Source organism: Nocardia sp. NPDC049149, assembly GCF_043197455.1.
Classification (GTDB): domain Bacteria; phylum Actinomycetota; class Actinomycetes; order Mycobacteriales; family Mycobacteriaceae; genus Nocardia.
In genome coordinates, this window is record NZ_JBICTD010000002.1 from 810,543 (window position 1) to 831,381 (window position 20,839).

At 68.5% G+C, this 20,839-nt stretch carries 18 protein-coding genes; 12 read left to right on the top strand and 6 right to left on the bottom strand.

The features are described from left to right. The first annotated feature begins 87 nt into the window (after positions 1-87). The 4 genes from ACGFNJ_RS09500 (at position 88) to ACGFNJ_RS09515 (ending at position 5,156) form a co-directional block, all read left to right on the top strand. Complete coding sequence (locus ACGFNJ_RS09500; protein WP_393445324.1) at positions 88-2,379, top strand: carbon starvation CstA family protein; 2,292 nt, start codon at positions 88-90, stop codon at positions 2,377-2,379. Continuing rightward, positions 2,376-2,849, top strand: a complete 474-nt coding sequence (locus tag ACGFNJ_RS09505) for a YbdD/YjiX family protein (RefSeq protein WP_393445326.1) — start codon at positions 2,376-2,378, stop codon at positions 2,847-2,849. The genes ACGFNJ_RS09500 and ACGFNJ_RS09505 overlap by 4 nt, the downstream gene beginning before the upstream one ends. A gap of 148 nt (positions 2,850-2,997) precedes the next feature. Then, the gene (locus ACGFNJ_RS09510) at positions 2,998-4,617 is read left to right on the top strand and encodes a DNA-3-methyladenine glycosylase 2 family protein (protein WP_393445328.1); all 1,620 of its coding nucleotides are present in this window, start codon (positions 2,998-3,000) and stop codon (positions 4,615-4,617) included. Further along, positions 4,614-5,156: a methylated-DNA--[protein]-cysteine S-methyltransferase gene (locus tag ACGFNJ_RS09515; RefSeq protein WP_393445330.1), complete on the top strand. Its 543-nt coding sequence runs from the start codon at positions 4,614-4,616 to the stop codon at positions 5,154-5,156. The genes ACGFNJ_RS09510 and ACGFNJ_RS09515 overlap by 4 nt, the downstream gene beginning before the upstream one ends. On the opposite strand, the gene ACGFNJ_RS09520 is transcribed toward ACGFNJ_RS09515, so the two are convergent. The 4 genes from ACGFNJ_RS09520 to ACGFNJ_RS09535 form a co-directional block, all read right to left on the bottom strand. Beyond that, entirely contained in the window at positions 5,125-6,369 is a 1,245-nt protein-coding gene (locus ACGFNJ_RS09520) for an MFS transporter (RefSeq protein ID WP_393445332.1), read from the bottom strand. The genes ACGFNJ_RS09515 and ACGFNJ_RS09520 overlap by 32 nt on opposite strands. Positions 6,370-6,416: 47 nt before the next feature. Continuing rightward, positions 6,417-6,866, bottom strand: a complete 450-nt coding sequence (locus ACGFNJ_RS09525) for a MerR family transcriptional regulator (RefSeq protein ID WP_393445334.1) — start codon at positions 6,864-6,866, stop codon at positions 6,417-6,419. 195 nt (positions 6,867-7,061) lie between these two features. Next, complete coding sequence (locus tag ACGFNJ_RS09530) at positions 7,062-10,436, bottom strand: AAA family ATPase (RefSeq protein ID WP_393445337.1); 3,375 nt, start codon at positions 10,434-10,436, stop codon at positions 7,062-7,064. Between the two features lie 121 nt (positions 10,437-10,557). Beyond that, positions 10,558-11,736, bottom strand: coding sequence for an exonuclease SbcCD subunit D (locus tag ACGFNJ_RS09535; RefSeq protein WP_393445340.1), 1,179 nt, complete (start codon positions 11,734-11,736; stop codon positions 10,558-10,560). Positions 11,737-11,916: 180 nt separating this feature from the next. Here ACGFNJ_RS09535 and ACGFNJ_RS09540 point away from each other — a divergent pair, with 180 nt between their 5' ends. The 3 genes from ACGFNJ_RS09540 to ACGFNJ_RS09550 all read left to right on the top strand — a co-directional run bounded on the left by ACGFNJ_RS09540 (position 11,917) and on the right by ACGFNJ_RS09550 (position 14,800). Beyond that, positions 11,917-13,071 carry a DNA recombination protein RmuC gene (locus ACGFNJ_RS09540; protein ID WP_393445342.1) on the top strand — a complete coding sequence of 385 codons (1,155 nt, stop codon included), beginning with the start codon at positions 11,917-11,919 and terminating at the stop codon, positions 13,069-13,071. 409 nt (positions 13,072-13,480) lie between these two features. Continuing rightward, the gene (locus ACGFNJ_RS09545; RefSeq protein ID WP_393445346.1) at positions 13,481-14,350 is read left to right on the top strand and encodes a DUF6542 domain-containing protein; all 870 of its coding nucleotides are present in this window, start codon (positions 13,481-13,483) and stop codon (positions 14,348-14,350) included. Between the two features lie 87 nt (positions 14,351-14,437). Beyond that, entirely contained in the window at positions 14,438-14,800 is a 363-nt protein-coding gene (locus ACGFNJ_RS09550; protein WP_393445349.1) for a hypothetical protein, read from the top strand. 162 nt (positions 14,801-14,962) lie between these two features. Here the strand turns inward: ACGFNJ_RS09550 and ACGFNJ_RS09555 are convergent, their stop codons facing one another. Continuing rightward, complete coding sequence (locus ACGFNJ_RS09555; protein ID WP_393445352.1) at positions 14,963-15,970, bottom strand: 4-hydroxy-3-methylbut-2-enyl diphosphate reductase; 1,008 nt, start codon at positions 15,968-15,970, stop codon at positions 14,963-14,965. Positions 15,971-16,232: 262 nt separating this feature from the next. Here ACGFNJ_RS09555 and ACGFNJ_RS09560 point away from each other — a divergent pair, with 262 nt between their 5' ends. The 4 genes from ACGFNJ_RS09560 to ACGFNJ_RS09575 are packed head-to-tail and all read left to right on the top strand — an operon-like array spanning position 16,233 to position 18,868. Next, entirely contained in the window at positions 16,233-16,895 is a 663-nt protein-coding gene (locus ACGFNJ_RS09560) for a lipid droplet-associated protein (RefSeq protein ID WP_393445355.1), read from the top strand. Beyond that, positions 16,892-18,265, top strand: a complete 1,374-nt coding sequence (gene xseA, locus ACGFNJ_RS09565) for an exodeoxyribonuclease VII large subunit (RefSeq protein WP_393445358.1) — start codon at positions 16,892-16,894, stop codon at positions 18,263-18,265. The genes ACGFNJ_RS09560 and xseA overlap by 4 nt, the downstream gene beginning before the upstream one ends. A gap of 13 nt (positions 18,266-18,278) precedes the next feature. After that, positions 18,279-18,527 (top strand): exodeoxyribonuclease VII small subunit, encoded by a 249-nt coding sequence (locus ACGFNJ_RS09570; protein ID WP_069164594.1) that lies wholly within the window; start codon positions 18,279-18,281, stop codon positions 18,525-18,527. Further along, a complete protein-coding gene (locus ACGFNJ_RS09575) occupies positions 18,524-18,868 on the top strand; it encodes a VOC family protein (RefSeq protein WP_069164595.1) in 345 nt (114 codons plus the stop codon). Before ACGFNJ_RS09570 ends, ACGFNJ_RS09575 begins: the two co-directional genes overlap by 4 nt. Before the next feature lie 63 nt (positions 18,869-18,931). Here the strand turns inward: ACGFNJ_RS09575 and ACGFNJ_RS09580 are convergent, their stop codons facing one another. Further along, positions 18,932-19,501, bottom strand: coding sequence for a DUF4245 domain-containing protein (locus ACGFNJ_RS09580; RefSeq protein WP_393445361.1), 570 nt, complete (start codon positions 19,499-19,501; stop codon positions 18,932-18,934). A gap of 167 nt (positions 19,502-19,668) precedes the next feature. Here ACGFNJ_RS09580 and glpX point away from each other — a divergent pair, with 167 nt between their 5' ends. Continuing rightward, on the top strand, positions 19,669-20,709 hold the full coding sequence (gene glpX, locus ACGFNJ_RS09585) for a class II fructose-bisphosphatase (protein WP_393445363.1): 1,041 nt from the start codon (positions 19,669-19,671) through the stop codon (positions 20,707-20,709). The last annotated feature ends 130 nt before the right edge of the window (positions 20,710-20,839 follow it).

Below are 20,839 nucleotides of genomic sequence, written 5' to 3' on the forward strand. Positions count from 1 at the left end.
CCTAAGTCCGGCTCACACGCGCTTCAGTTCGGCTACGTTGTCAACGTTTCAGCAAGTCCAGCTCGATTTCCCGGGAGAGTAGTTCGCATGGCGACCATCGAATACCTCCGGACTGATCCCGACCTACCTCCGGTGGGCGTCGTGGATCGTTCGCCGATCACCCCAGTCAAGAAGGGCATATTCGCCGCGATCGCCCTCGTCGGCGCGCTCGCCTGGGCCGTCCTCGCCATCTCCCGTGGCGAGTCGGTCAACGCGGTATGGATCGTGGTCGCGGCCGTGTGCACCTATGTGCTGGCCTACCAGTTCTATTCCAGGCTCATCGAACACAAGATCACCAAGCCGAGGGACGACCAGGCCACGCCTGCCGAGATCCTGGAAAACGGCAAGGACTACATGCCGATGGACCGGCGGGTGCTCTTCGGGCACCACTTCGCCGCCATCGCGGGCGCAGGCCCGCTCGTCGGACCCGTCCTCGCCGCTCAGATGGGGTATCTGCCCGGCACGCTGTGGATCGTGTTCGGTGTCGTCTGCGCCGGTGCGGTGCAGGACTACCTGGTCTTGTGGGCATCGACCCGCCGCCGCGGCCGCAGCCTCGGCCAAATGGCCCGCGACGAGCTCGGTGTGGTCGGCGGCGTCGCCGCGATCATCGCCGTGCTGGTGATCATGATGATCCTGCTCGCGGTGCTCGGCATCGTCGTGGTGAACGCGCTCGCCGCGACACCGGACAAGAACGGCGTGCTGGTCGGCGGCAGCCCGTGGGGCGTGTTCTCCATCGCGATGACCATCCCGATCGCCCTGTTCATGGGCGTCTACCTACGCTACCTGCGGCCAGGCAAGGTCGGCGAGGTCTCGCTGATCGGCTTCGCGCTGCTGCTGCTCGCCATCATCTCCGGCAACTGGGTCGCCGAATCCGGTTGGGGCCAGGACTGGTTCACGCTCTCGGGCACCACCATCGCCTGGTTCCTCATCGCCTACGGCTTCGTCGCCTCGGTGCTGCCGGTGTGGCTGCTGCTCGCGCCGCGCGACTACCTGTCGACCTTCATGAAGATCGGCACCATCGTGCTGCTCGCCGTCGGCGTGCTGATCACCATGCCGGTCCTGAAGGCGCCCGCGGTCTCGGAGTTCGCCACCTCGGGCACCGGTCCCGCGTTCGCGGGCAGCCTGTTCCCGTTCCTGTTCATCACCATCGCGTGTGGCGCGCTGTCCGGCTTCCACGCGCTCGTCTCCTCGGGCACCACCCCCAAGCTGCTGGAGAAGCAGTCGCACGCCAGGATGATCGGCTACGGCGGCATGCTGATGGAGTCGTTCGTCGCGGTGATGGCGATCATCACCGCGAGCATCATCGACCAGCACCTGTACTTCGCGATGAACGCGAGCGCCGGACTCACCGGCGGCACCGCGGAGAAGGCGGCCGCCTACACCAACAGCCTTGGCCTGAGCGGAGATCCGATCACCCCGGCCGAGCTGACGCAGGCGGCCAAGGACGTCGGCGAGACCAGCATCGTCTCGCGCACCGGTGGCGCGCCGACGCTGGCCGTCGGCATGTCCGAGGTGCTGCACCGGTTCCTCGGCGGCACCGGGCTGAAGGCGTTCTGGTACCACTTCGCGATCATGTTCGAGGCGCTGTTCATCCTCACCACGATCGACGCGGGCACCCGTGTCGCGCGGTTCATGCTGTCGGATTCGCTCGGCAACCTCGGCGGGCCCGCCCGTAAGTTCAAGGATCCGTCCTGGCGGCCCGGCGCCTGGCTCTGCTCGGCGATCGTGGTCGCCGCGTGGGGGTCGGTGCTGCTGATGGGTGTCACCGATCCGCTCGGCGGCATCTACACGCTGTATCCGCTGTTCGGCATCTCCAACCAGCTGCTCGCCGCGATCGCGCTCACCGTTGTGCTGACCATCGTGATCAAGAAGGGCCTGCTCAAGTGGGCCTGGATACCGGCGATCCCGCTGGTCTGGGATCTGACCGTGACGATGACGGCGTCGTGGCAGAAGATCTTCTCCGACGACCCGAAGATCGGCTATTGGAAGTCGCACAGCCTGTACAGCGCCGCCGCCGATGCCGGAAAGGTCTTGGCGCCCGCCAAGACAGCGGACGACATGGAGAAGGTCGTGCGCAACACGTTCATCCAGGGCAGCCTGTCGATCATCTTCGCGGTGCTGGTGCTGATCGTCGCGGTCGTCGGTGCCGTCGTCTGTGTGCGGGCGTGGCGAGCGGGCGGCGGACCGAGCAGCGAGACGGAAGACGAACCGTCGAAGATCTTCGCGCCGAAGGGTTTCCTGGCCACGCCTGCCGAAAAGGAGGTGCAGCAGGAATGGGACGCCCTGATCGCTTCAGGGAAGGTGCGAGCACCGGGCGCCGCCGTGAAAGCGGGCCATTGACGATCGAGGTTGCGTCGGCGCCTGCGGTGGAGACCGCCGCGGCGCCGACGAACGACACCCCCGTGCCGACGGTCTACAACCCCGCGCCGCCGACTATCGACACCTCCTCGGTGCCGACGATCGACAACGCCGCGCCGGGGACGACCGACACCATCCCGATTCCGACGATCGACACCGCCGAGATGGGGATGATCGACCTGGAGCCGGCAATCGAAGGCGCTGTCTCGCAGGATGATCGGTCGGCCCGGCCGGTTGCCCGCGGACGATTGCGTCGAGCGAGCAGCGCCGGAGTGACTGCGTTGCGCAAGGTCGGATGGTGGTTCAACTCGATCCTCGGCGGGCAGGACTATCGGCGGTACGTCGACCATCTCGCGCGCAACCATCCCGGGTGCGAGATTCCGACGGAGCGCGAGTACTGGCGCACGCGGCATGCGGACGCGGACAACAATCCAACGAATCGCTGCTGTTGAGGCTTGGCGGGCGGCGCGATGAGGGCGCCGCTCGCCACCTTTCCTCGGTGTACCGCGCGACGATGCCTCGTGCACGGTGCATCCGATTCGGTCGGTAATGGCAGATTTCCGCTAGCAGAGCGTGCCCTTACCTGACATTGTGGTTGACGTGACGATCACGGTATTGGATTTCGAGCGGTGCTACCGCGCGGTGTCGACCAGAGATTCCCGATTCGACGGGCAATTCTTCACCGCAGTGCGGACCACCGGAATCTATTGCCGCCCATCGTGTCCGGCAATCACGCCGAAGCGCGCGAACGTGTCGTTCTTACCGACCGCGGCGGCCGCGCAACAGGCGGGCTACCGCGCGTGCCGTCGCTGCCTGCCTGACGCGGCACCCGGCTCACCTCTGTGGAACACCCGCGCAGACCTGGCCGCGCGCGCGATGCGGTTGATCGGCGATGGGGTGATCGAGCGCGGCGGTGTGCCCGCGCTTGCCGCCACTCTCGGCTACTCGCAACGACAACTGACCAGGGTGCTCACCACCGAACTCGGCGCAGGCCCGCTGGCACTGGCCCGCGCGCACCGCGCTCATACGGCGCGGCTATTGATCCAAACGACCCCAATGCCCATGTCGGACATCGCTTTCGCGGCCGGGTTCGCCAGCATTCGGCAATTCAACGACACGGTGCGCGAGGTGTTCGCGGTCAGCCCGACCACCATGCGGGCCGAAGCGCATCGAGCCAAATCCAGCTCGAACGGACGCCAGGCCCCCGCGGTCAACGGTTCGCTCAGCCTGCGGCTGCCCTATCGCGAACCACTCGACCGGGCCTGGCTGGAATGGTTCCTCTCCTCCCATGTCGCGCCGGGCATGGAGCTCTGGGAGAACCGCGCGTACACGCGCAATCTGCGCACCCCGCACGGCCATGCGACGGCCAGGCTCAGCTTCCAACGCGATCATGTGCGGGCCGAACTGGCACTGCACGACATGCGCGATCTGGCGCCGACGGTGGCGCGGCTGCGGCATCTGCTCGACCTCGACGCCGATCCGATCGGTATCGACGAGGCGCTGGGTGTGACTCCGGGACAGCGGGTTTCGGGACCCGAGCTCGCCACCCCCGACACCACCCGGCTGCCGGACGCGGGCGCGGGCTCGCCGCCGGACGCCGATACGCCGCCCGACCCGGTCGACGGCAGGCGGCCCGTGTTCACGCCGGGCATCCGCGTGCCAGGCTGCCTCGACGGACCGGAACTGTTGTTGCGCACCATGATCGGGCAGCAGATCTCGGTGTCGGCGGCGGCGACGCACACCGCGCGGCTGGTCGAGGCGCTCGGCGAGCAGGTCGACGGTCCGATCCCGCTGTTGTTTCCCACGCCCGCGGTGATCGCCGAACGCGGCGCCGAGGTGCTCACCGGTCCGACCCGACGGGTTCGCTCGATCATCGGCGCTGCCGAGGCGTTGGCCAGCGGTGAACTCGCGCTGCACCAAGGCCGCACCGCCGCCGACCTGCGGCGCGAACTCCTCGCGCTGGACGGCGTCGGCCCGTGGACGGCCGACTACGTGACGATGCGTCTGCTGGCCGACCCGGACGTGCTGCTCAGCACCGATCTGGTGGTTCGGCAGGGCGCAGCGGTGCTCGGCCTCGACCTCGCCGACACGAGCCGTTGGATGCCGTGGCGGTCGTATCTGTCCATGCACCTGTGGAAAGCGGCGCTGACCGATCGCGCCGACCGCTCCACCGCCGCAGCGGCCAAGGCCGCCTCCTCGAAAGCGAGCACCCGAACATGACCGCCACCAGCACTATTCGAGCAACCACACAGCACATCGGCACCACCACTGCCGATTTCGCGACCGTCGACACACCGATCGGGCCGTTCACCGCCGTGGTCGATGCGGACGGAGCCGTGCTCGCCGGCGGATGGACCACCGACGTGGACTACCTGTGCACCGTGGTCCATCCCGGCCTGCGCCCCGGCGAGCTGCGGCAACGGGACGACCTCGGCGCGGTGACCAGTGCGGTCATCGCCTATCACCAAGGCGATCTCACGGCGATCGATCCGATCCCGGTGCGGCAGCATTCCGGCGAATTCCTCATGCACGCTTGGGATGTGCTCCGCAAGGTGCCCGCAGGCGCGCCCATCACCTACACCGAATTCGCCGCCATCTCCGGCCGACCCGACGCCACCAGGGCCGCCGCCAACGCCTGTGCGCGCAATGCCGCGGCCCTGTTCGTCCCATGCCACCGCATCTTTCGCATCGGCGGCGCGCTCGGCGGCTTCCGCTGGGGGCTGCCGGTCAAGCGCTGGCTTCTCGATCACGAAGCGTGACGGCTTGTCGCGCAGGCGCTTCGAGGTAGCGCGCCCGACCGGCCGCGAGCCCGAGCATGCCGTTGACCACCAGCAACGCCAGTAGGCCGAGCAGCGGCAACGTCCAGGAGTCCGACACCGAGTACAGCGCGGCGGCGAGCAGCGGGCCGGTGGCGCCGATCAGGTAGCCGAGCGTCTGCGACTTCGTCGACAGGGCCGTCGCGGTGTGGTGGTCGCGGGTGCGCAGCACGAACAGCATGCTCGGCAGCGTCTGGCCCGCACCGAGGCCGACGCCGAGGATGACGAGCCACACCGGCGCCGTCGCCACCGGGGCGGCCAGAATGCCTAGCACCCCAAAGAAACACAGCGCTACCGCGACCACCAGGTGGATGCGCTGGCTTGCCCGCCTGGCCGCGAGGGGTGGTGCGGCGAAGCCGCCGAGAGCGAGGGTCAGCGCGCAGATCGACAAGTAGAAGCCCGCGGTGGTCTGACTGACACCGCGGGCGATGTAGACCGACGGCAGCCAGGCGAAGATCGTGTACAGCAGCAGCGACTGCCCGCCCAGATAGCCGGTGATGCTCCACGCCAACGGGTTTCGCAGCAGCCAGCCCCACGAGGTGTTCACAGTCGTGCGGACGTGCGGACGGTCCAGCTGCGGCACCAAGGCGACGAGGGCGCACAGCGCGGGGATCAGTGCAAGTCCGAGCGCCAGCGAGGTCGACCCGGTGCGGTGATACACCGGCACCGAAATCGCCGCGGCCACAGCGGCTCCCACGCTGACCACCAGGCCGTAGACGCCCATCATCATGCCGATGCGTGGCGCGGGGAAGCGTTTCTTCGCCAGCACCGGGGTGATGACATTGCCGACCGCGATACCCGCGCCCGCAACGATGGTGCCTGCGAAGAGGCCCCCCGTGCCGAGTGCGGGGAACACAGCACCGATCGAACGAATCACGACGCCGCACGCGAGCACCGCCATCGCCAGAAACAAGGCGCGCTCCTCGCCGAATCGGTTACGCACCAGCACCCCGAACGAGGCGAACAAGCCCATGCACAGCACGGGCAACATCGTCAGCACCGATGCGCCGACGTGGCTGAGGCCGAGTACGGGGACCAGCGGACCTGGACCGGCGAAGGACACTCTGAGGTTGAAGCTCACCAGCACGAACGCCGTCACCAGCAGCGGAAGCGAGGCCGCCCGGGTGGTCGGTGGTGGTTCGAGAGTTCGGGTCATGCCCGTCACTGTTGCGGTTGAAGCCGCCTTGAGCGCAACCGTGGAGACTAGGCGGGATAGTCCAGGTCGCTGGGATCGACTCGATTGCCGGACATGCGTTGCCGCACCACCTCGCGCATGAAATCGCAGCGGCCCGCCGGATGTGGGCTCGTGCACTTCAACGAGTGCTCCAGATGGGCCTTCCCTTCGGCGAGCCGACGCTGCTGCTCCTCGATGGCGCGGATGCGCTCCCGCATGACCACCCGTGACGGCGCCGCATCGTCGGCAAGCACCGCTTCATCGGCAAGCATGATCGCGATCTCGTCCAAACTCAGCAGGGCGAACTCCTGCCACAACTGGATCAGGCCGATGCGCAACATCTGATCGGCGTCGAACTGACGCACACCTGCTCGCCGCGCGGTGGCCTGGATCAGCCCGCGCTCCTCCCAGTACCGCAGGGTGGACACCGCCACCCCGCACCGCCGAGCCGCCTCGCTGATCCCCACCAACTCACTCATCGACCTATTCGACCTCGACCCGCCCTCGACTTCAACACCCGCCTGGGGATCGAGTGGGAACTGGTGGCGGAGGCTTCGCGAAATGCCGCCACCAGTTCCCACTCGACGATGTCCGGCGCGCCGGTGTACCCGGTGACCGGGCCGCGCGATCTTATCGACCAGGCCGCGCGGATGCCGGACGATGAGTACCGACGGTCAGGCGACGGTGGCTTCGAGGTGAGAGCCGGATCGGCCGCGGCGGACGTGCAGGCGGCTCGGGATGCGCTGACGCATCTCGTCGACGTGGCTGACGACGCCCACTACGCGGCCGCCCGCCCTGAGCTCGTCGAGCACGCCCATCACCGCGTCGAGGGTGTCCGCGTCCAGGCCGCCGAAGCCCTCGTCGATGAAGAGGGTGTCCAGCACCAGGCCGCCGGATTCGGCGGCGACGGTGTCGGCCAGGCCGAGGGCCAAAGACAGTGAAGCCATGAAGGTTTCGCCGCCGGAGAGGGTCTTGGCCGGGCGGATCGCGCCGGTGTAGTCGTCGCGGATGTCCAGGCCGAGACCGCCGCGGCGACCACGCGGGCCCGCCTTGTCGGAGTGCACGAATTCGTAACGGCCCGCCGACATTCGGCGCAGGCGCAGCGAACCCGCCTGCGCGACCTCTTCGAGGCGGGCGGCAAGCACGTAGGAGCGCAACGACATCCGGCGATTGTTCTCGCCGCGGCCCGCGACCACCTCGGCGAGCGCGGCGAGCTCATCGTGCGTCCGCTGCAACGGCGCGATCCGATCCACCGCCGCCCACAGCTGCCCGCCGAGATCCTCGAGCAAGTTCACCCGCCTGCTCGCCTCCGCATGCACGGAAACGGCGGCGTTGACCTGTGCCTGCGCGCTCACCACCTCAGCATCCAACTCAGCCAGGTCCCCGACCTCCGCAGCCCCCGCAGCCTGAATGTCCGGCTCCGCCAGCACGGCTTCGGCATGCGCGCGAGCACGATCGGCAGCCACCAGCTCCGCCTCGATCTCCGCCTGCCGCTGCGCAGTACGACTCGCGGCAGTAACCACCCGCGCGATCGCAGTCAACCGAGCCACATCGTCGCGCAGCGCACCAGCACCTGCAGCCTGTTGTGCGGTAGGCGAATTCGACGTCACGGAGGGTGCCGCAGCCGGGGCATCCACCGCCGCAACACCGTCGGCCGGTTCCACACCGGTGGGCCTCGACCCCCGCGAAGCGCAGGCCGGATCTCCCGAGCCGCTCTGCACATCAGCGGAATCCGAGACACACGTCGGGCTCGCAGCCGAATCGCCTGCCGTGACACCAGAATCGGTCGCGGCGGGCCGCGCTTCGGTGTGCGTGGCAGTTGCTGGTTGCGGTTGGTCGACGTCCTGGGCGGGGAGGAAACCGGCGGTGCGGGCCAGTGCTTCGACTCGGTCGGCGATTGTGGCGACCTGTTCGCGGGCTGCGGCGGCTTCGGCGCGGGCGTCGCGGAGGGTGGTGGCGGCGGTGATGAGGGCGGTGAGGCGGGTGCGGCGGCGGTCGATGGTTTCGTCACCGCCCGCGGCGGTGCGCAGGCGGGCGGTGAGTTCGGCGAGGCGGGTGGTGGCGGCGGCGATGTTCGCGGCGACTGCGCTTCGGCGGGAATCGGATTCGCGGAGTTCGTCGTGCAGGCGGGTCTCGTCGGTGCGCAGGCGGGTGAGTTCGGCGGTCAGGCCGTCGGCGAGGGCGGCGAGTTCCGCGGTGTCTTCGTAGCGGTCGGTGGCGGCGCGCAGGGCTGCGGCCAGCTCGACGCGGTCGGCGTCGCCGCCGCGGGCGGTCAGCGCCTCGATGTCGCGTTCCAGGCTGGAGATTCGGGCCTGCACCCGGTCGCGGGCGTCTTCGGCGGCGCGTTCGGCGGCAATAGCGGCGTCTTCAGCGTCCTTGGAGACGGCGCCCGCTGTCGGTTGGGCAGGTGACGGGTGGTCGGCGGAACCACAAACGGCACAGGGCTTGCCGTCGGCCAAACCGTCCGCGAGTTCGGCCGCCATACCAGCCAGCCTGCGCTCACGCAGGTCGAGAACGCGTTCCCTGGCATCGTTGTGCGCGGCGCGCGCCGACTCCCACTCGACCCTGGCGTGGTCCAAACCTGTTTTGCGCGAGGCGAGTTCGACCGCGGCCGCGGCGGCGGTCTGCAGGCGCTCACATTCGGCGGTCAGCGCAGGCAACGTGGCGGCCGCGCGCGTGGCTTCGTTCAGGCGAGCATCGAGGGTGGCGAGGGCACCGGGGAGTTGTTCGCGCAGCCGGGTCAGCTTCGTCACCTGAGTGTTGAGCGCCGTGTCCGCATCGCGCAGTCCGGCCAGCTCCTTGGTGAGCCGAGTGGCGGCCGTGGCGTCGGACTGGATCTCGTCCAGACCACCGATCAGCGCACTCCACTGCCGGATCGCGCCGTCGATGTCAGCGTCGTCCCTGATGGTCGGGGTGCCCGTCTCAGCGCCGCCTCGGTCGCCCGCATCAGGAAGCGCGCCTTCGATTTCGACCAGTTCGGCACCTGCGAGGTCAGCGCCGGCGGGTTCCAGCAGGCGGGCAGCCAACTTTCTTGCTGCGCTGACCGTTTCGGCATCCTGGCGGCGCATCAGCATGACGGCGGTGCGCGCTTCGTCGATGGCGGCGGCGACCGGTTCGGCGCGGCGGGCCAGGTCGAGCTCGGCTTGCAAGGCAGTGCGGTGGTCTTTGTTGGCAATGTAGTCGTCGAGTTGTGTACGCGCAGTGTCCATTCGGCGACGTAGCTCGTGCAGACGGCGCTGCTGCTCGGCGCGGGTTCGGACCTGTGCCGACTCCTGTTGGCAGCGTTCGGCTGTCGCCGCCGCGGCGGTCAGGTCGGTGCGTGCGGTGGCGAGGAGGTCCTGGGACCAGGCGACCGCATCCAAGGGGCTCGCCGTCTCCGCCCCGCTCACCCCCGCCGTGACGCCGACCTTGGCGATCAATCGGTCGATGGCCTGTTTGCGTGAGTCCAGGTCGGCGGTGGAGGCGCGGCGCTTGTCGGCCAGCCAATGTTCGGCCGTGCCGAATCGTTCAGTGTCGAAAAGCTTTTCGAGGAGCTTCTCGCGATCTTCGTTGTCCGCCCGCAAGAATCGCGCGAAATCACCCTGCGGGAGCAGCACCACCTGAAAGAACTGATCGGCGCTCATGCCGAGCAGCCGGATGATCTCGTCACCGATATCGGGGATGCGGGACAGGTTCTCGCCGCGACCGTCCAGCCAGGCCAGCGTCGCCTTGGCGGGATCGGTGCGCATGCCGGTGCCGCGCAGCTTCGGGCGTTCGAATTCGGGGATGCGGGTCAACCGCAGACGCCGCCCGCCGAGGGTCGCCTCCAACATCACCTGCGGCGGAGTCTGCTCCGCGGCGTGATCGGAGTGCAGGCGTTTACTTTCCCCGCGTGCGCCAGGCACCCGGCCGTAGAGCGCGAACGCGATCGCGTCGAGGACGGTGGTCTTACCTGCGCCGGTCTGCCCGTGCAGCAGGAACAGGCCGTCAGCACCGAGCGCGTCGAAGTCGACAACCGTGGTCTCGGCGAACGGGCCGAACGCGGTCATCTCCAGCCGGTGCAGCCTCATCGAGTGGCCGCCTGCGGCGCGACAAAGCGTCGGCTGTGCACGACTGCGTCTCGCTGACGCTCGGCCGCTCCGTGACCGAGCGATGCTCGGCTGCGTGTTCGATTCACTCGCAGGCGCTCGTTCAAGCGGACAGTTCCGTGGCCGATTCCGTCGCGGTCAGCACCCGATCCGGCTCGGCGACGGCGGCGGCGAGTGCTCGCTCCAGCCAAGCCATTTCGCTGTCGGTGGGCACACCGCGCACGTCGGTGAGGAAGCTCTGCGCTACTTCGGTGTCGCGGCGGCCGTGCACCCGTTCACGGTAGCGCAACTCCGGGTTGCCCTCCGGTCGCACCCACTCCACGTGCACCGCGTGCGGGAAGCGCTCGCGGAGCTTGCGCATCGCGTCCACCGGACGCGTCGCGTCGGTGAGCACTGCCGATACGTAGTCCTCTTGGGCCTGGGTGTGCGCCTCGTCGGCGAGCAACTCGTCGAGCGTGCCGGTGAGTCTGGTGAGCCCGCGCACCACGGGCAGGTCGCGGCGCTCGACCGAATGCAGCCCGGCGGCATCGAGATCGACGAGCCACACCGCCTTGCGATGCGAGCTCTCCGCGAACGAGTACGGCAGCGGGGACCCGCTGTAGCGCACCGACTCCGACAGCGTCTGCGGCGAATGCAGGTGACCGAGCGCGACATAGTCGATGCCGTCGAAGGCCGACATCGGCACGGTCTCCACGCCGCCGACCGAGATCGACCGCTCCGAACCCGTCGCCTCGCCGCCGACGACGAAGGCATGCGCGAGCACCACGGTGCGGGTGCACTCGCGCCGCGCGATATCGGCGCGGATCAGGCGCATCGCCGCGTCGAGGATGTCGGCGTGCGAACGCGCCTGTGGCACACCGAGTTCCGCGCGGGTGATGTCCGGCTCCAGATAGGGGATGCCGTAGAACGCCACCGGCCCGTGCGCGTCCTCCAGCAACACCGGCCGGTCGGCGTCGGCGACCGTGGTGCGCAGATACAGCCCGCCCGCGGCCGCGAAACTCGCACCGGCGCCGAGCCGCGCAGGTGAATCGTGGTTGCCCGAGGTCGCGACGATCCTGGCGCCTGCCGCGCGAATGGCCTCGAATCCCCGGTTGCACACCGCGATCGCGTCCGCACTCGGAATGGACCGGTCGTACACGTCGCCGGGCAGCACCACCACATCGACCGACGCCTCGGCCACCAGCTCCGCGATCGCGGCCAGTGCGCGCGCCTGGTCAGCAAGCAGATCGACCCCGTGGAACGTGCGCCCGATGTGCCAGTCCGACGTGTGCAGCATCCGCATGCCGCGAAACCGTAGGCGAGTGCACCGACAGAATTCAATCGAGACACTCGGTCAGCGCCAGGGATTCACGTATGCACGGCTTGACCGATGTCCTCCGGCAGCACCCGGTGGTAGCCGACACAGCGCTGGCAGATTGCCGATCGCCCCGCTTTGTCGGTGGCGTGCGGCACTATCTGCGCTATGACCGCACCGATGCTCGTCGCACTGATGCTGGTATTCGCCGCCGGGGTTGGGCTCGGCTGGCTCGGCCATGCCGCGCGCGCCGGGCATCGGGCGACGGCGGCAGAGGCGAGACTCGCGGCGGCCAGCGACAACGAGCGGTTGCTGCGGCAGTCGCTCAACGCGGCGAACGAAGATGCGGCACGCAGGCATTCGCACGCGGTCGGTGCGCTGGTCGACCCGCTTCGCGAAGCGGTCGGCGCGCTCAACCACCACATTCAGCAGGTCGAACATCATCGGATCAACGCCTATTCGAGCCTGCGCGAGCAGGTCGCGGGCATGCAGCGCACCTCGTCGCAGCTGACCAGCCAGACCAGTCAGCTCGTCGCCGCGCTGCGGGCGCCACAGATTCGCGGGCGCTGGGGCGAGATCCAATTGGAGCGAGTGGTCGAGCTGGCAGGCATGACGCGGCACTGCGATTTCGACACCCAGGTGACCCGCGCGGCCCGCGGTGACGGCTCCACCGACCGGACCGGCAACGTCCGCCCCGACCTGGTAGTGAACCTCGCGGGCGGCAGGCACATCGTGGTCGACGCGAAGGTGCCGTTCAGCGCCTACCTCGACGCCAGCACGGCCGACGACCCCGACCTGCGGGCCGAACATCTGACCAGGCATGCGAAACACCTGCGCGGACACATCGACCAACTGGCCGACAAGGCGTACTGGGCCGCCTTCGATCCGGCACCGGAATTCGTGGTGCTGTTCGTGCCGGGCGACCCGTTCCTCGACGCCGCACTGACCACCGACTCCGGTTTGCTGGAATACGCCTTCGGCCGCAACGTCATTCTCGCGACGCCGACCACCCTGATCGCGTTGCTCCGCACAGTCGCCTTCGGTTGGCGGCAGGAGGCACTGTCCCGCGATATGGCAACCGTTCAGCAATTGGGCAAGGAGCTGTACGCGCGGCTCGGCATGACAGGACGGCACCTGGATCGACTCGGCGCACAGCTCGGCAAGGCCGTCGACGCGTTCAACTACACCGTCGCCTCCGTCGAGTCACGGGTCATGGTCACCGCCCGCAAACTGCACGACCTGGAAATCGCGGAGCAAGAAGTTCCCGCGATCCACCGAGTAGACACCTGGCCGCGCGCAGTCGGCTTCGCCGACACCGATTGAGCGGACAAAGCCTGGCCGGCTCATCCGTTCCGCGAGGACGGCGAGGACGGCAAGAACGGCAAGAACGGCAAGAACGGCAAGGACGGCAAGGACGGCAAGGACGGCAAGGACGGCAAGGACGGCAAGGACGGCAAGGGTATTGGCCGACGCCGACGACTGGCCACCACCCGGGCGGTGCTCGCACCGTCAGCCGCAGGTCCGGACCGCAGGGTGCTGGAGCGGTACCACAGACCGTTCATGCGGTTCACAGAGCCCAGAACCTCTGTGAACCGTATGAACGGTCTGTGGGATCCGGAAACCGACCGCGGCGCGCGAGTAGTCACAGTGCTGCCTGCTCGGCGCGGCGGCGAGTGGCTGCAACGGCCGTGCCGTAGCGCCGCTCGGCGCGGCGACAGTTAGTGTTCATCGTGTGGCTGCTTCCCAACGAGTGCGAACCCGGGTGCCCGCGCCGCATCGTTCGATCCTGCCGACGATCCCGGGGATCCCGGTGGGCGCGGCGGTCCTGATCGCGGTTGCCTGTACGTTTCTAGGGTTCTTGATCGATGCCCACGGCGACAGTACGGACCTGACCGGTACGTTCGCCGCGCTGTACATCGCTGGATGCGTGGCAGCAGTGCTCATGGTCCGGTACCGCGGGCTGTTCACCACCATGGTGCTGCCACCGCTGCTGCTGTGCGTCGCGGTCCCGCTGGCCTACCAGCAGCTGACCGGCCGCTCGGCGGGCTCGATCGTGGAAATCCTGAGCAACCTGGCGATCCCGCTGGTGATGCGGTTCCCGACGATGATGATCGCGACCGTGCTCGTCCTGCTGATCGGCGGCGCACGCATCCTGATGCACCGCCGCAGCGAAATGGCGGAAGACGCACAAGAGTCGCGCGGCGAAAGCTGGGGCCGGACCCCCGCCAAGCGCTCCCCCGGCCGCACCCGTTCGTCGCGCGCCGAGTCGCCGCGCCGGCGCACCCGCCGTCCCAAGGACGACCCGGATGACGACCTCGATATCGACGTGGATGACGAACCCGCACGCCCGACCCGCCGCCCCGCACCCTCGGTAGCCGACGCCCCACCCCGCGTCGCCTCCCCACGCCCGCGCGAAGGTCGTCCCGCACCCCGCACCGGCGGACGCCCGGCTGCCGCCGCCCCCCGCGGCGACGCCGAACCCCCCAGAGGCGCCACTCCCCGCCGCCGCAGCGATCTCCCCCCACCCCACCCTCAGCCCAATGTCCGCTACCGCGAACGCGATTCGAGCCGCACCGAACGCCGCAGACCCGAAAACCTGTAGCCGCCCGCAGCACGCCCGCCTCGCGACCAGCGCTCTACGAACGCGACGGGCAACTGACGTCACGCTGAACCCCTTGGCGTGAGAGAAATGGCTGCAACACGCACCCGCGACACCCACCACTTCTCTCACGCCAACGCAGCCACCGTCGCGCACACCCTGCGCCGCAGCGTGATCGGGCCCTGCCTCAGCTACGTCTGCAAGCAGAAGTACTACCCGATCGACGCGTTCTACCGCTGGCTGTCGATGGTGCCCGCGTCCTGGCCGGAGAAGGTCACCCAGATCTCGAGCGGCTGCCCGGTAATCTCCAGCGTCCCATGCCAATCCCGTGGCGGAGTGCGCCACGGCCACCACCGGCTACACCGACTGAGGGCGTCGGAACCCGTTGTGCCGCAACGGCAGTCCCGCTACGGAGGAATGCGGTTGGTCGTGCATCAGCTGGGCGAGGAGTAAATCACCACGTGACTGTCACGCCTCTCCGCTGGTGCAAGGGTTCAGCGGATCGACTACGTCACCACGTGACTGTCACGCCTCCGCCGGCGCTGAGATTCAGCGGATCGAACTGGGCACCGCCACCCCACACCTCGCAGTGAGCGGCAGGTTGCCGGACCTGTGTCAGCGGCGGGTGGTGCGCAGTTCGCGGGGCAGCGCGAAGACGAGGGTTTCGTTGGCGGTGGTTACTGGCTGGACGTCGGCGAAGCCGTGTTCCTCGAGCATGTCGAGCACGCCGCGGACCAGGATGTCGGGGACCGAGGCGCCGGAGGTGATGCCGACGGTGCTGACGCCGTCGAGCCAGGCCGGGTCCACTTCGCGGGCGTAGTCGACCAGGTAGGACGCTTTGGCGCCCGCGTTGAGCGCGACCTCGACCAGCCGGACCGAGTTGGAGGAGTTGCGGGAGCCGACGACGATCACCAGGTCGCATTCGGGCGCCATCGCCTTGACCGCGACCTGACGGTTCTGGGTCGCGTAGCAGATGTCGTCGCTCGGCGGATCCTGCAGCGTCGGGAAACGCTCACGCAGGCGTCGGACGGTTTCCATCGTCTCGTCGACGCTCAACGTGGTCTGTGAGAGCCAAATCACTTTCGACTCGTCGCGCACGGTCACCTTGTCGACCGAGGCGGGGCCGTCCACCAGCTGCACGTGCTCGGGCGCCTCGCCTGCCGTGCCTTCGACTTCTTCGTGGCCTTCGTGACCGATCAGCAGGATGTCGTAGTCGTCGCGGGCGAAACGCTTCGCTTCCTGGTGCACCTTCGTCACCAGCGGGCAGGTCGCGTCGATGGTGTGCAGGTTGCGGGCGGCGGCCGATTCGTGCACCGCAGGCGAAACGCCGTGCGCCGAGAACACCACGACCGCGCCTTCCGGCACCTCGTCGGTTTCGTCGACGAAGATGACGCCCTGCGCACGCAGGGTTTCCACGACGTGCCGGTTGTGCACGATCTCTTTGCGCACGTAGATCGGTGCGCCGTGCTTCTCCAGCGACTTCTCGACGGTTTCCACGGCCCGGTCCACGCCGGCGCAGTACCCACGCGGCTCCGCTAGCAGCACGCGCTTGCCAACGGACTCGGTGGTTCCGGCACCCGCCGAGCGGGTGATTCCGACGTTCAGGGGTATGGCCGTGGACATGCCCACAGCTTACGTGCCCGCGACTGAGCGGTCAGGGCCGGAGGAGGTAGTGATGCGTCACCATGCAGGCCCGCTTGGCCGCAGTTCAGACCCAGCGTGACATCCGCAGCCCAGGCGTGGGCCGATCACCCCGGCGGCAACCCGCAATGAGAACTCGGTCCGCGGCGGCGAGGCGTTGTGCCGATGCACAGTTTCATGGTCCAGAATCGGTCCCGTGAGCCCCGACCTTTGCACAGCACGCCATTTCGGGCAGGCTAGGACCATGTTTCGACCACCGTTCCTGGCAAGGGTAGCCGCCGGTGCCGCCGTTTACGCCATTGAGGAAACTCGTCGGTTACCCACGGCCGCAATGAATTTGCCGATTACCGCCATCAGTCAGATGCTGCAGACGACCATGCATTTCCAGCAGTTCGTCACCAGTCTCGCGCTCAAGGGCGACGCGGTCTTCGACCGGTTGACCAATGCTCCGGAAGAACAGCCGGAGTGGGCAACCTTCGACGAGGACCTCGACGCGGAGCAAGCGCCGAGCAGCACGCGTGCCAGTCGCTTCGACCGGTACGACGCCGAAGAGCCCCCATCGCCCACCTTCGCCGCCCGCGAATCCCTGCCCGCCGAGGCCGCCGCCCGCGCGACCGAACGCAACGGGCACACCACCTCGGTGCGCACCATCGAGCCGGAAACCGTTGAGCCGGAACCGGAAACCCCGATCGCCGCGACGGAAGAACCCGCGCAGGAGATCGTCGCGCCGGAAGTAGCCATCCGCTACGACTACGCCGCCATGACCTTGGCCCAGCTGCGCGCCCGCCTGCGCATGCTGACCGTCGAAGACCTCACCGCACTGCTGGACTACGAGCAGCAGACCCGCGCAAGGGCGCCGTTCGTGACCATGCTGACGAACCGGATCGCCACCGTGCGGGCCCAGTGACCGAACCCCGGACCCCTTCGTCGACGGTTGGCCGGGATGCGGCCGGCCAACCGGAGTCGCCCCCGCCTACCGCGTCGAATCAGCAGGCCGCACCATCTCCCGCCGCACCGGCGAACTCCGCCGAACAGCCGTGGCCGGTCCGCTCCGTCTCCCTCAAGGTGGCGCAGTGGATCGACCGGCTCGGCAGCATCTGGGTCGAGGGCCAGATCACGCAGATCTCGCTGCGACCCGGCACCAGGACCGCGTTCCTGGTGCTGCGCGACCCGTCGGCCGACATGTCGCTCTCGGTGACCTGCGATCCCGACCTCATCCGCAAGTCCCCGATCCCGCTGCAGGAAGGCAGCCGGGTCGTGGTCTACGGCAAACTCTCCTTCTTCACCGGGCGCGGCACACTGTCGTTGCGCGTCATCGAGATTCGGCCGGTCGGCATCGGCGAGCTGCTTGCCCGCATCGAGCGGCTGAAGGCGCTGCTGGCCGCCGAGGGGCTCTTCGATCCCCGGCTCAAGCGCCCACTCCCCTTCCTGCCCAAAACAATCGGGCTCATCACCGGCCGGGCAAGCGCCGCCGAACGCGATGTGCTGACCGTGGCCAGGAACCGCTGGCCCGCAGTGCGTTTCGAGATCCGCAACACCGCGGTGCAGGGCCCGACCGCGGTGCCGCAGATGCTGGAGGCGTTGGCGCAGCTCGACCGTGACCCGGCCGTCGAGGTGATCGTGCTCGCCCGCGGCGGCGGCAGCGTCGAGGATCTACTGCCCTTCTCCGACGAGGCGCTGTGCCGCGCCATCGTCGCCGCGACCACGCCGATCGTCAGCGCGATCGGCCACGAACCCGACAACCCGCTCAGCGATCTCGTCGCCGATCTGCGCGCCGCGACCCCCACCGACGCCGCCAAGCGAGTGGTGCCCGATGCCGCCGCGGAATTGGCGGGCGTGCGCGAGATGCGTGCCCGCTCGGCCGCCGCGCTGCGCGGCTGGGTAGACCGGGAGACGCGCGCGCTGACCCAGCTGCGGTCACGTCCGGTGCTCGCCGACCCGCTGCGCGAAATCGACCGTCGCCGTGAGGAAATCGAGCGTTTGCGCGCCTCGGCCCGGCGCACTGCCGAACAGTTCCTGCGCACCGAAACCACCGCGACCCGCCATCTGCGCGAGAAGCTCACCGCGGTGGGACCGGCGGCGACGCTGGCCCGTGGCTACGCTGTCGTGCAGCGTGTCGCAGGCACCGAACGGCATGTGGTGCGCACCATCGATGACGCACCCGCAGGCAGCCAGCTACGCATCAGGGTCGCCGACGGCGCGGTGACCGCGGCCGCGCTCGGCACCCAGGCGCTGGGCAGGCAAGCAGCCGAGAACGACAACACGAACACCGAATGAGGAGGAGCTGACCTTGGCCGAAGCCGGCAAGGATGCCGAGACCGAACTGGCCGAGATCGCCACCTTCGGCTACGAGCGCGCCCGCGACGAACTGGTCAATGTCGTGAAGATGCTCGAACAGGGCGGCCTCGACCTCGATGAGTCGCTCGCGCTGTGGGAACGCGGCGAAGCGCTGGCCAACCGCTGCGAGGAACATCTGGCCGGCGCCAGGAAACGCGTCGAGGATGCCTTGTCGCGCACCGATTTAGAGGACGAGAAGTGACGATCCGCCGCGCCACCCCCGATATCCGCACCCCTGACATGCAAGGCAGCCGCGACTTCTACCGGCGGCTCGGTTTCGAAGAGGTCATGGACCTCGGCTGGGTTGTCACGATGGCTTCGCCGTCCAACCCCACCGCCCAGGTCTTGCTCTTCACCCAGGATGCGCATGATCCACAGCCGACCATGAGCGTCGAGGTCGACGATGTGGATGCCGTGCACGCCGCCATGACCGCGGCGGGCGCCGACATCGTCTACCCGATCCGCGACGAAGACTGGGGCGTCCGCCGCTTCTTCGTCCGCGACCCCAGCGGCGCCGTCGTCAACGTCGTCAGCCACCGCTAACGCGCAGTTCTGCCCAAAACCCAAGCGGCAAGCAGTATTCGGCGCCCCTACGAGGCAGCAGCGTTACTTGGCGATGGGTTGGGTGGTGGTGATGGCTTGGGCCAGGGTGGTGAAGGCTTCTTTGTTGCCTGCGCCGGTGATGAGGGCGCGGGACTGGCCGAAGTCGGCGACCCATGCGGACTCGGCGCCCGGCTCGGCGTAGACGACCCATTTCTGGCCTGCGACCTGTTCGGTGCCGCTGCCGTAGCGGGGGCCGCCGAGGACGAAGCGGGCCAGCGCCTCCTCGGTGGCATTGCTCTGGCTGAACCGCATGTAGGTGCCCTGGGTAGTGATGTAGCCGACAGTGCTGATCGGTCCGCCGCCGGTGCCGCTGATGGATTCACGACTGCCCGAATTCGGCTTCCAGTCGGCGGGCACGGCCGGGTTCCTGATCGGGAACGGGAGGGTGCGCGCGTCGGCGTTGAGCGCCGCCTTCACATCGAAGTGCGGGATCTGCCCCTGCGTCGGACCGTTTGCGGCGAAACTACATTGGCTCGCGAGGCCCGCGAAGACCACGGCGATCAACACCAGCGGGATCAGCGACCAGAACAGGTCCCGATAGTCGTTCAGGATGCGTGGCTTTTGCGGGGACACGCACTCAGTATCCACTTGCGCGGTCGGTGCTCCCGCTCGCACCCCGATCGTGAGCAGGGTGTACGGGCGTCTCACTTCGAGTGAGACAATCGTCCGGACCGGTTCGCGCGGCCAGGGACCATGCGTGAGCCGTTGGAGTTCTATCGACGCACAGGAGGCACCCCGCAATGACGGCAACCCCGACACCGAGCCGCCGCGAGGCACCGGACCGCAACCTCGCACTCGAGCTGGTCCGCGTCACCGAGGCCGGTGCGATGGCCGCAGGCCGGTGGGTCGGACGCGGCGACAAAGAGGGCGGTGACGGCGCCGCCGTCGACGCGATGCGGCAGCTGGTGAACTCCGTGTCCATGCGCGGCATCGTCGTCATCGGCGAGGGTGAGAAGGACCACGCGCCGATGCTCTACAACGGTGAATTGGTCGGTGACGGCACCGGTCCCGAGGTCGACTTCGCGGTCGACCCGGTCGACGGCACCACACTGATGTCGAAGGGGTCGCCCGGCGCCATCGCGGTGCTCGCGGTCGCGCAGCGCGGCGCCATGTTCGATCCGTCCGCGGTGTTCTACATGAGCAAGATCGCGGTCGGTCCCGATGCCGCCGACGTGATCGATATCTCCGCCCCGATCGCCGAGAACATCCGCAGGGTCGCCAAGGCGAAGAACTCGTCGAAGTCCGACCTGACCGTCTGCATCCTGGACCGGCCGCGGCACGCCGAGCTGATCCAGGAGGTCCGCGACGCGGGCGCGCGCATCCGGCTGATCTCCGACGGTGACGTCGCAGGCGCGATCGCCGCGGCCCGCCCCGATTCCGGCACCGACATCCTGGTCGGCATCGGCGGCACCCCGGAGGGCATCATCGCCGCCGCCGCGATGCGCTGTATGGGCGGCGCGCTGCAGGGCATGCTCACCCCGAAGGACGACGAGGAGCGCCAGAAGGCGATCGACGCGGGCCACGATCTGGACCGGGTGCTCACCACCGAAGACCTGGTGGCGGGCGACAACGTCTTCTTCTGCGCCACCGGCGTCACCGACGGCGACCTGCTGCGCGGCGTCCGCTACTACAGCGGCGGCGCGTCTACCCAGTCGATCGTCATGCGCTCGAAGTCCGGCACGGTCCGGATGATCGACGCCTACCACCGGCTGACCAAGCTGCGCGAGTACTCCTCGGTCGACTTCATCGGCGACGAGGACGCGGTGCCGCCACTACCCTGATCTGCCGCCCTCGACGAGGGTTCGACGACACGAAAGACGCGTGAGCCACCCGGCTCGCGCGTCTTTCGTATTCCCACCGGGGCGAGTCCCGCACTGTGCGAATCGCCTCAGGCGTGGCAGCCCCACTCGG

Excerpts from the sequence above, each read along its gene's own strand:
- ACGFNJ_RS09500 (WP_393445324.1), top strand. The coding sequence starts at position 88 with ATGGCGACCATCGAATACCTCCGGACTGATCCCGACCTACCTCCGGTG.
- ACGFNJ_RS09515 (WP_393445330.1), top strand. The coding sequence starts at position 4,614 with ATGACCGCCACCAGCACTATTCGAGCAACCACACAGCACATCGGCACC.
- ACGFNJ_RS09520 (WP_393445332.1), bottom strand. The coding sequence starts at position 6,369 with ATGACCCGAACTCTCGAACCACCACCGACCACCCGGGCGGCCTCGCTT.
- ACGFNJ_RS09525 (WP_393445334.1), bottom strand. The coding sequence starts at position 6,866 with ATGAGTGAGTTGGTGGGGATCAGCGAGGCGGCTCGGCGGTGCGGGGTG.
- ACGFNJ_RS09530 (WP_393445337.1), bottom strand. The coding sequence starts at position 10,436 with ATGAGGCTGCACCGGCTGGAGATGACCGCGTTCGGCCCGTTCGCCGAG.
- ACGFNJ_RS09535 (WP_393445340.1), bottom strand. The coding sequence starts at position 11,736 with ATGCGGATGCTGCACACGTCGGACTGGCACATCGGGCGCACGTTCCAC.
- ACGFNJ_RS09540 (WP_393445342.1), top strand. The coding sequence starts at position 11,917 with ATGACCGCACCGATGCTCGTCGCACTGATGCTGGTATTCGCCGCCGGG.
- ACGFNJ_RS09550 (WP_393445349.1), top strand. The coding sequence starts at position 14,438 with ATGGCTGCAACACGCACCCGCGACACCCACCACTTCTCTCACGCCAAC.
- ACGFNJ_RS09555 (WP_393445352.1), bottom strand. The coding sequence starts at position 15,970 with ATGTCCACGGCCATACCCCTGAACGTCGGAATCACCCGCTCGGCGGGT.
- ACGFNJ_RS09560 (WP_393445355.1), top strand. The coding sequence starts at position 16,233 with ATGTTTCGACCACCGTTCCTGGCAAGGGTAGCCGCCGGTGCCGCCGTT.
- glpX (WP_393445363.1), top strand. The coding sequence starts at position 19,669 with ATGACGGCAACCCCGACACCGAGCCGCCGCGAGGCACCGGACCGCAAC.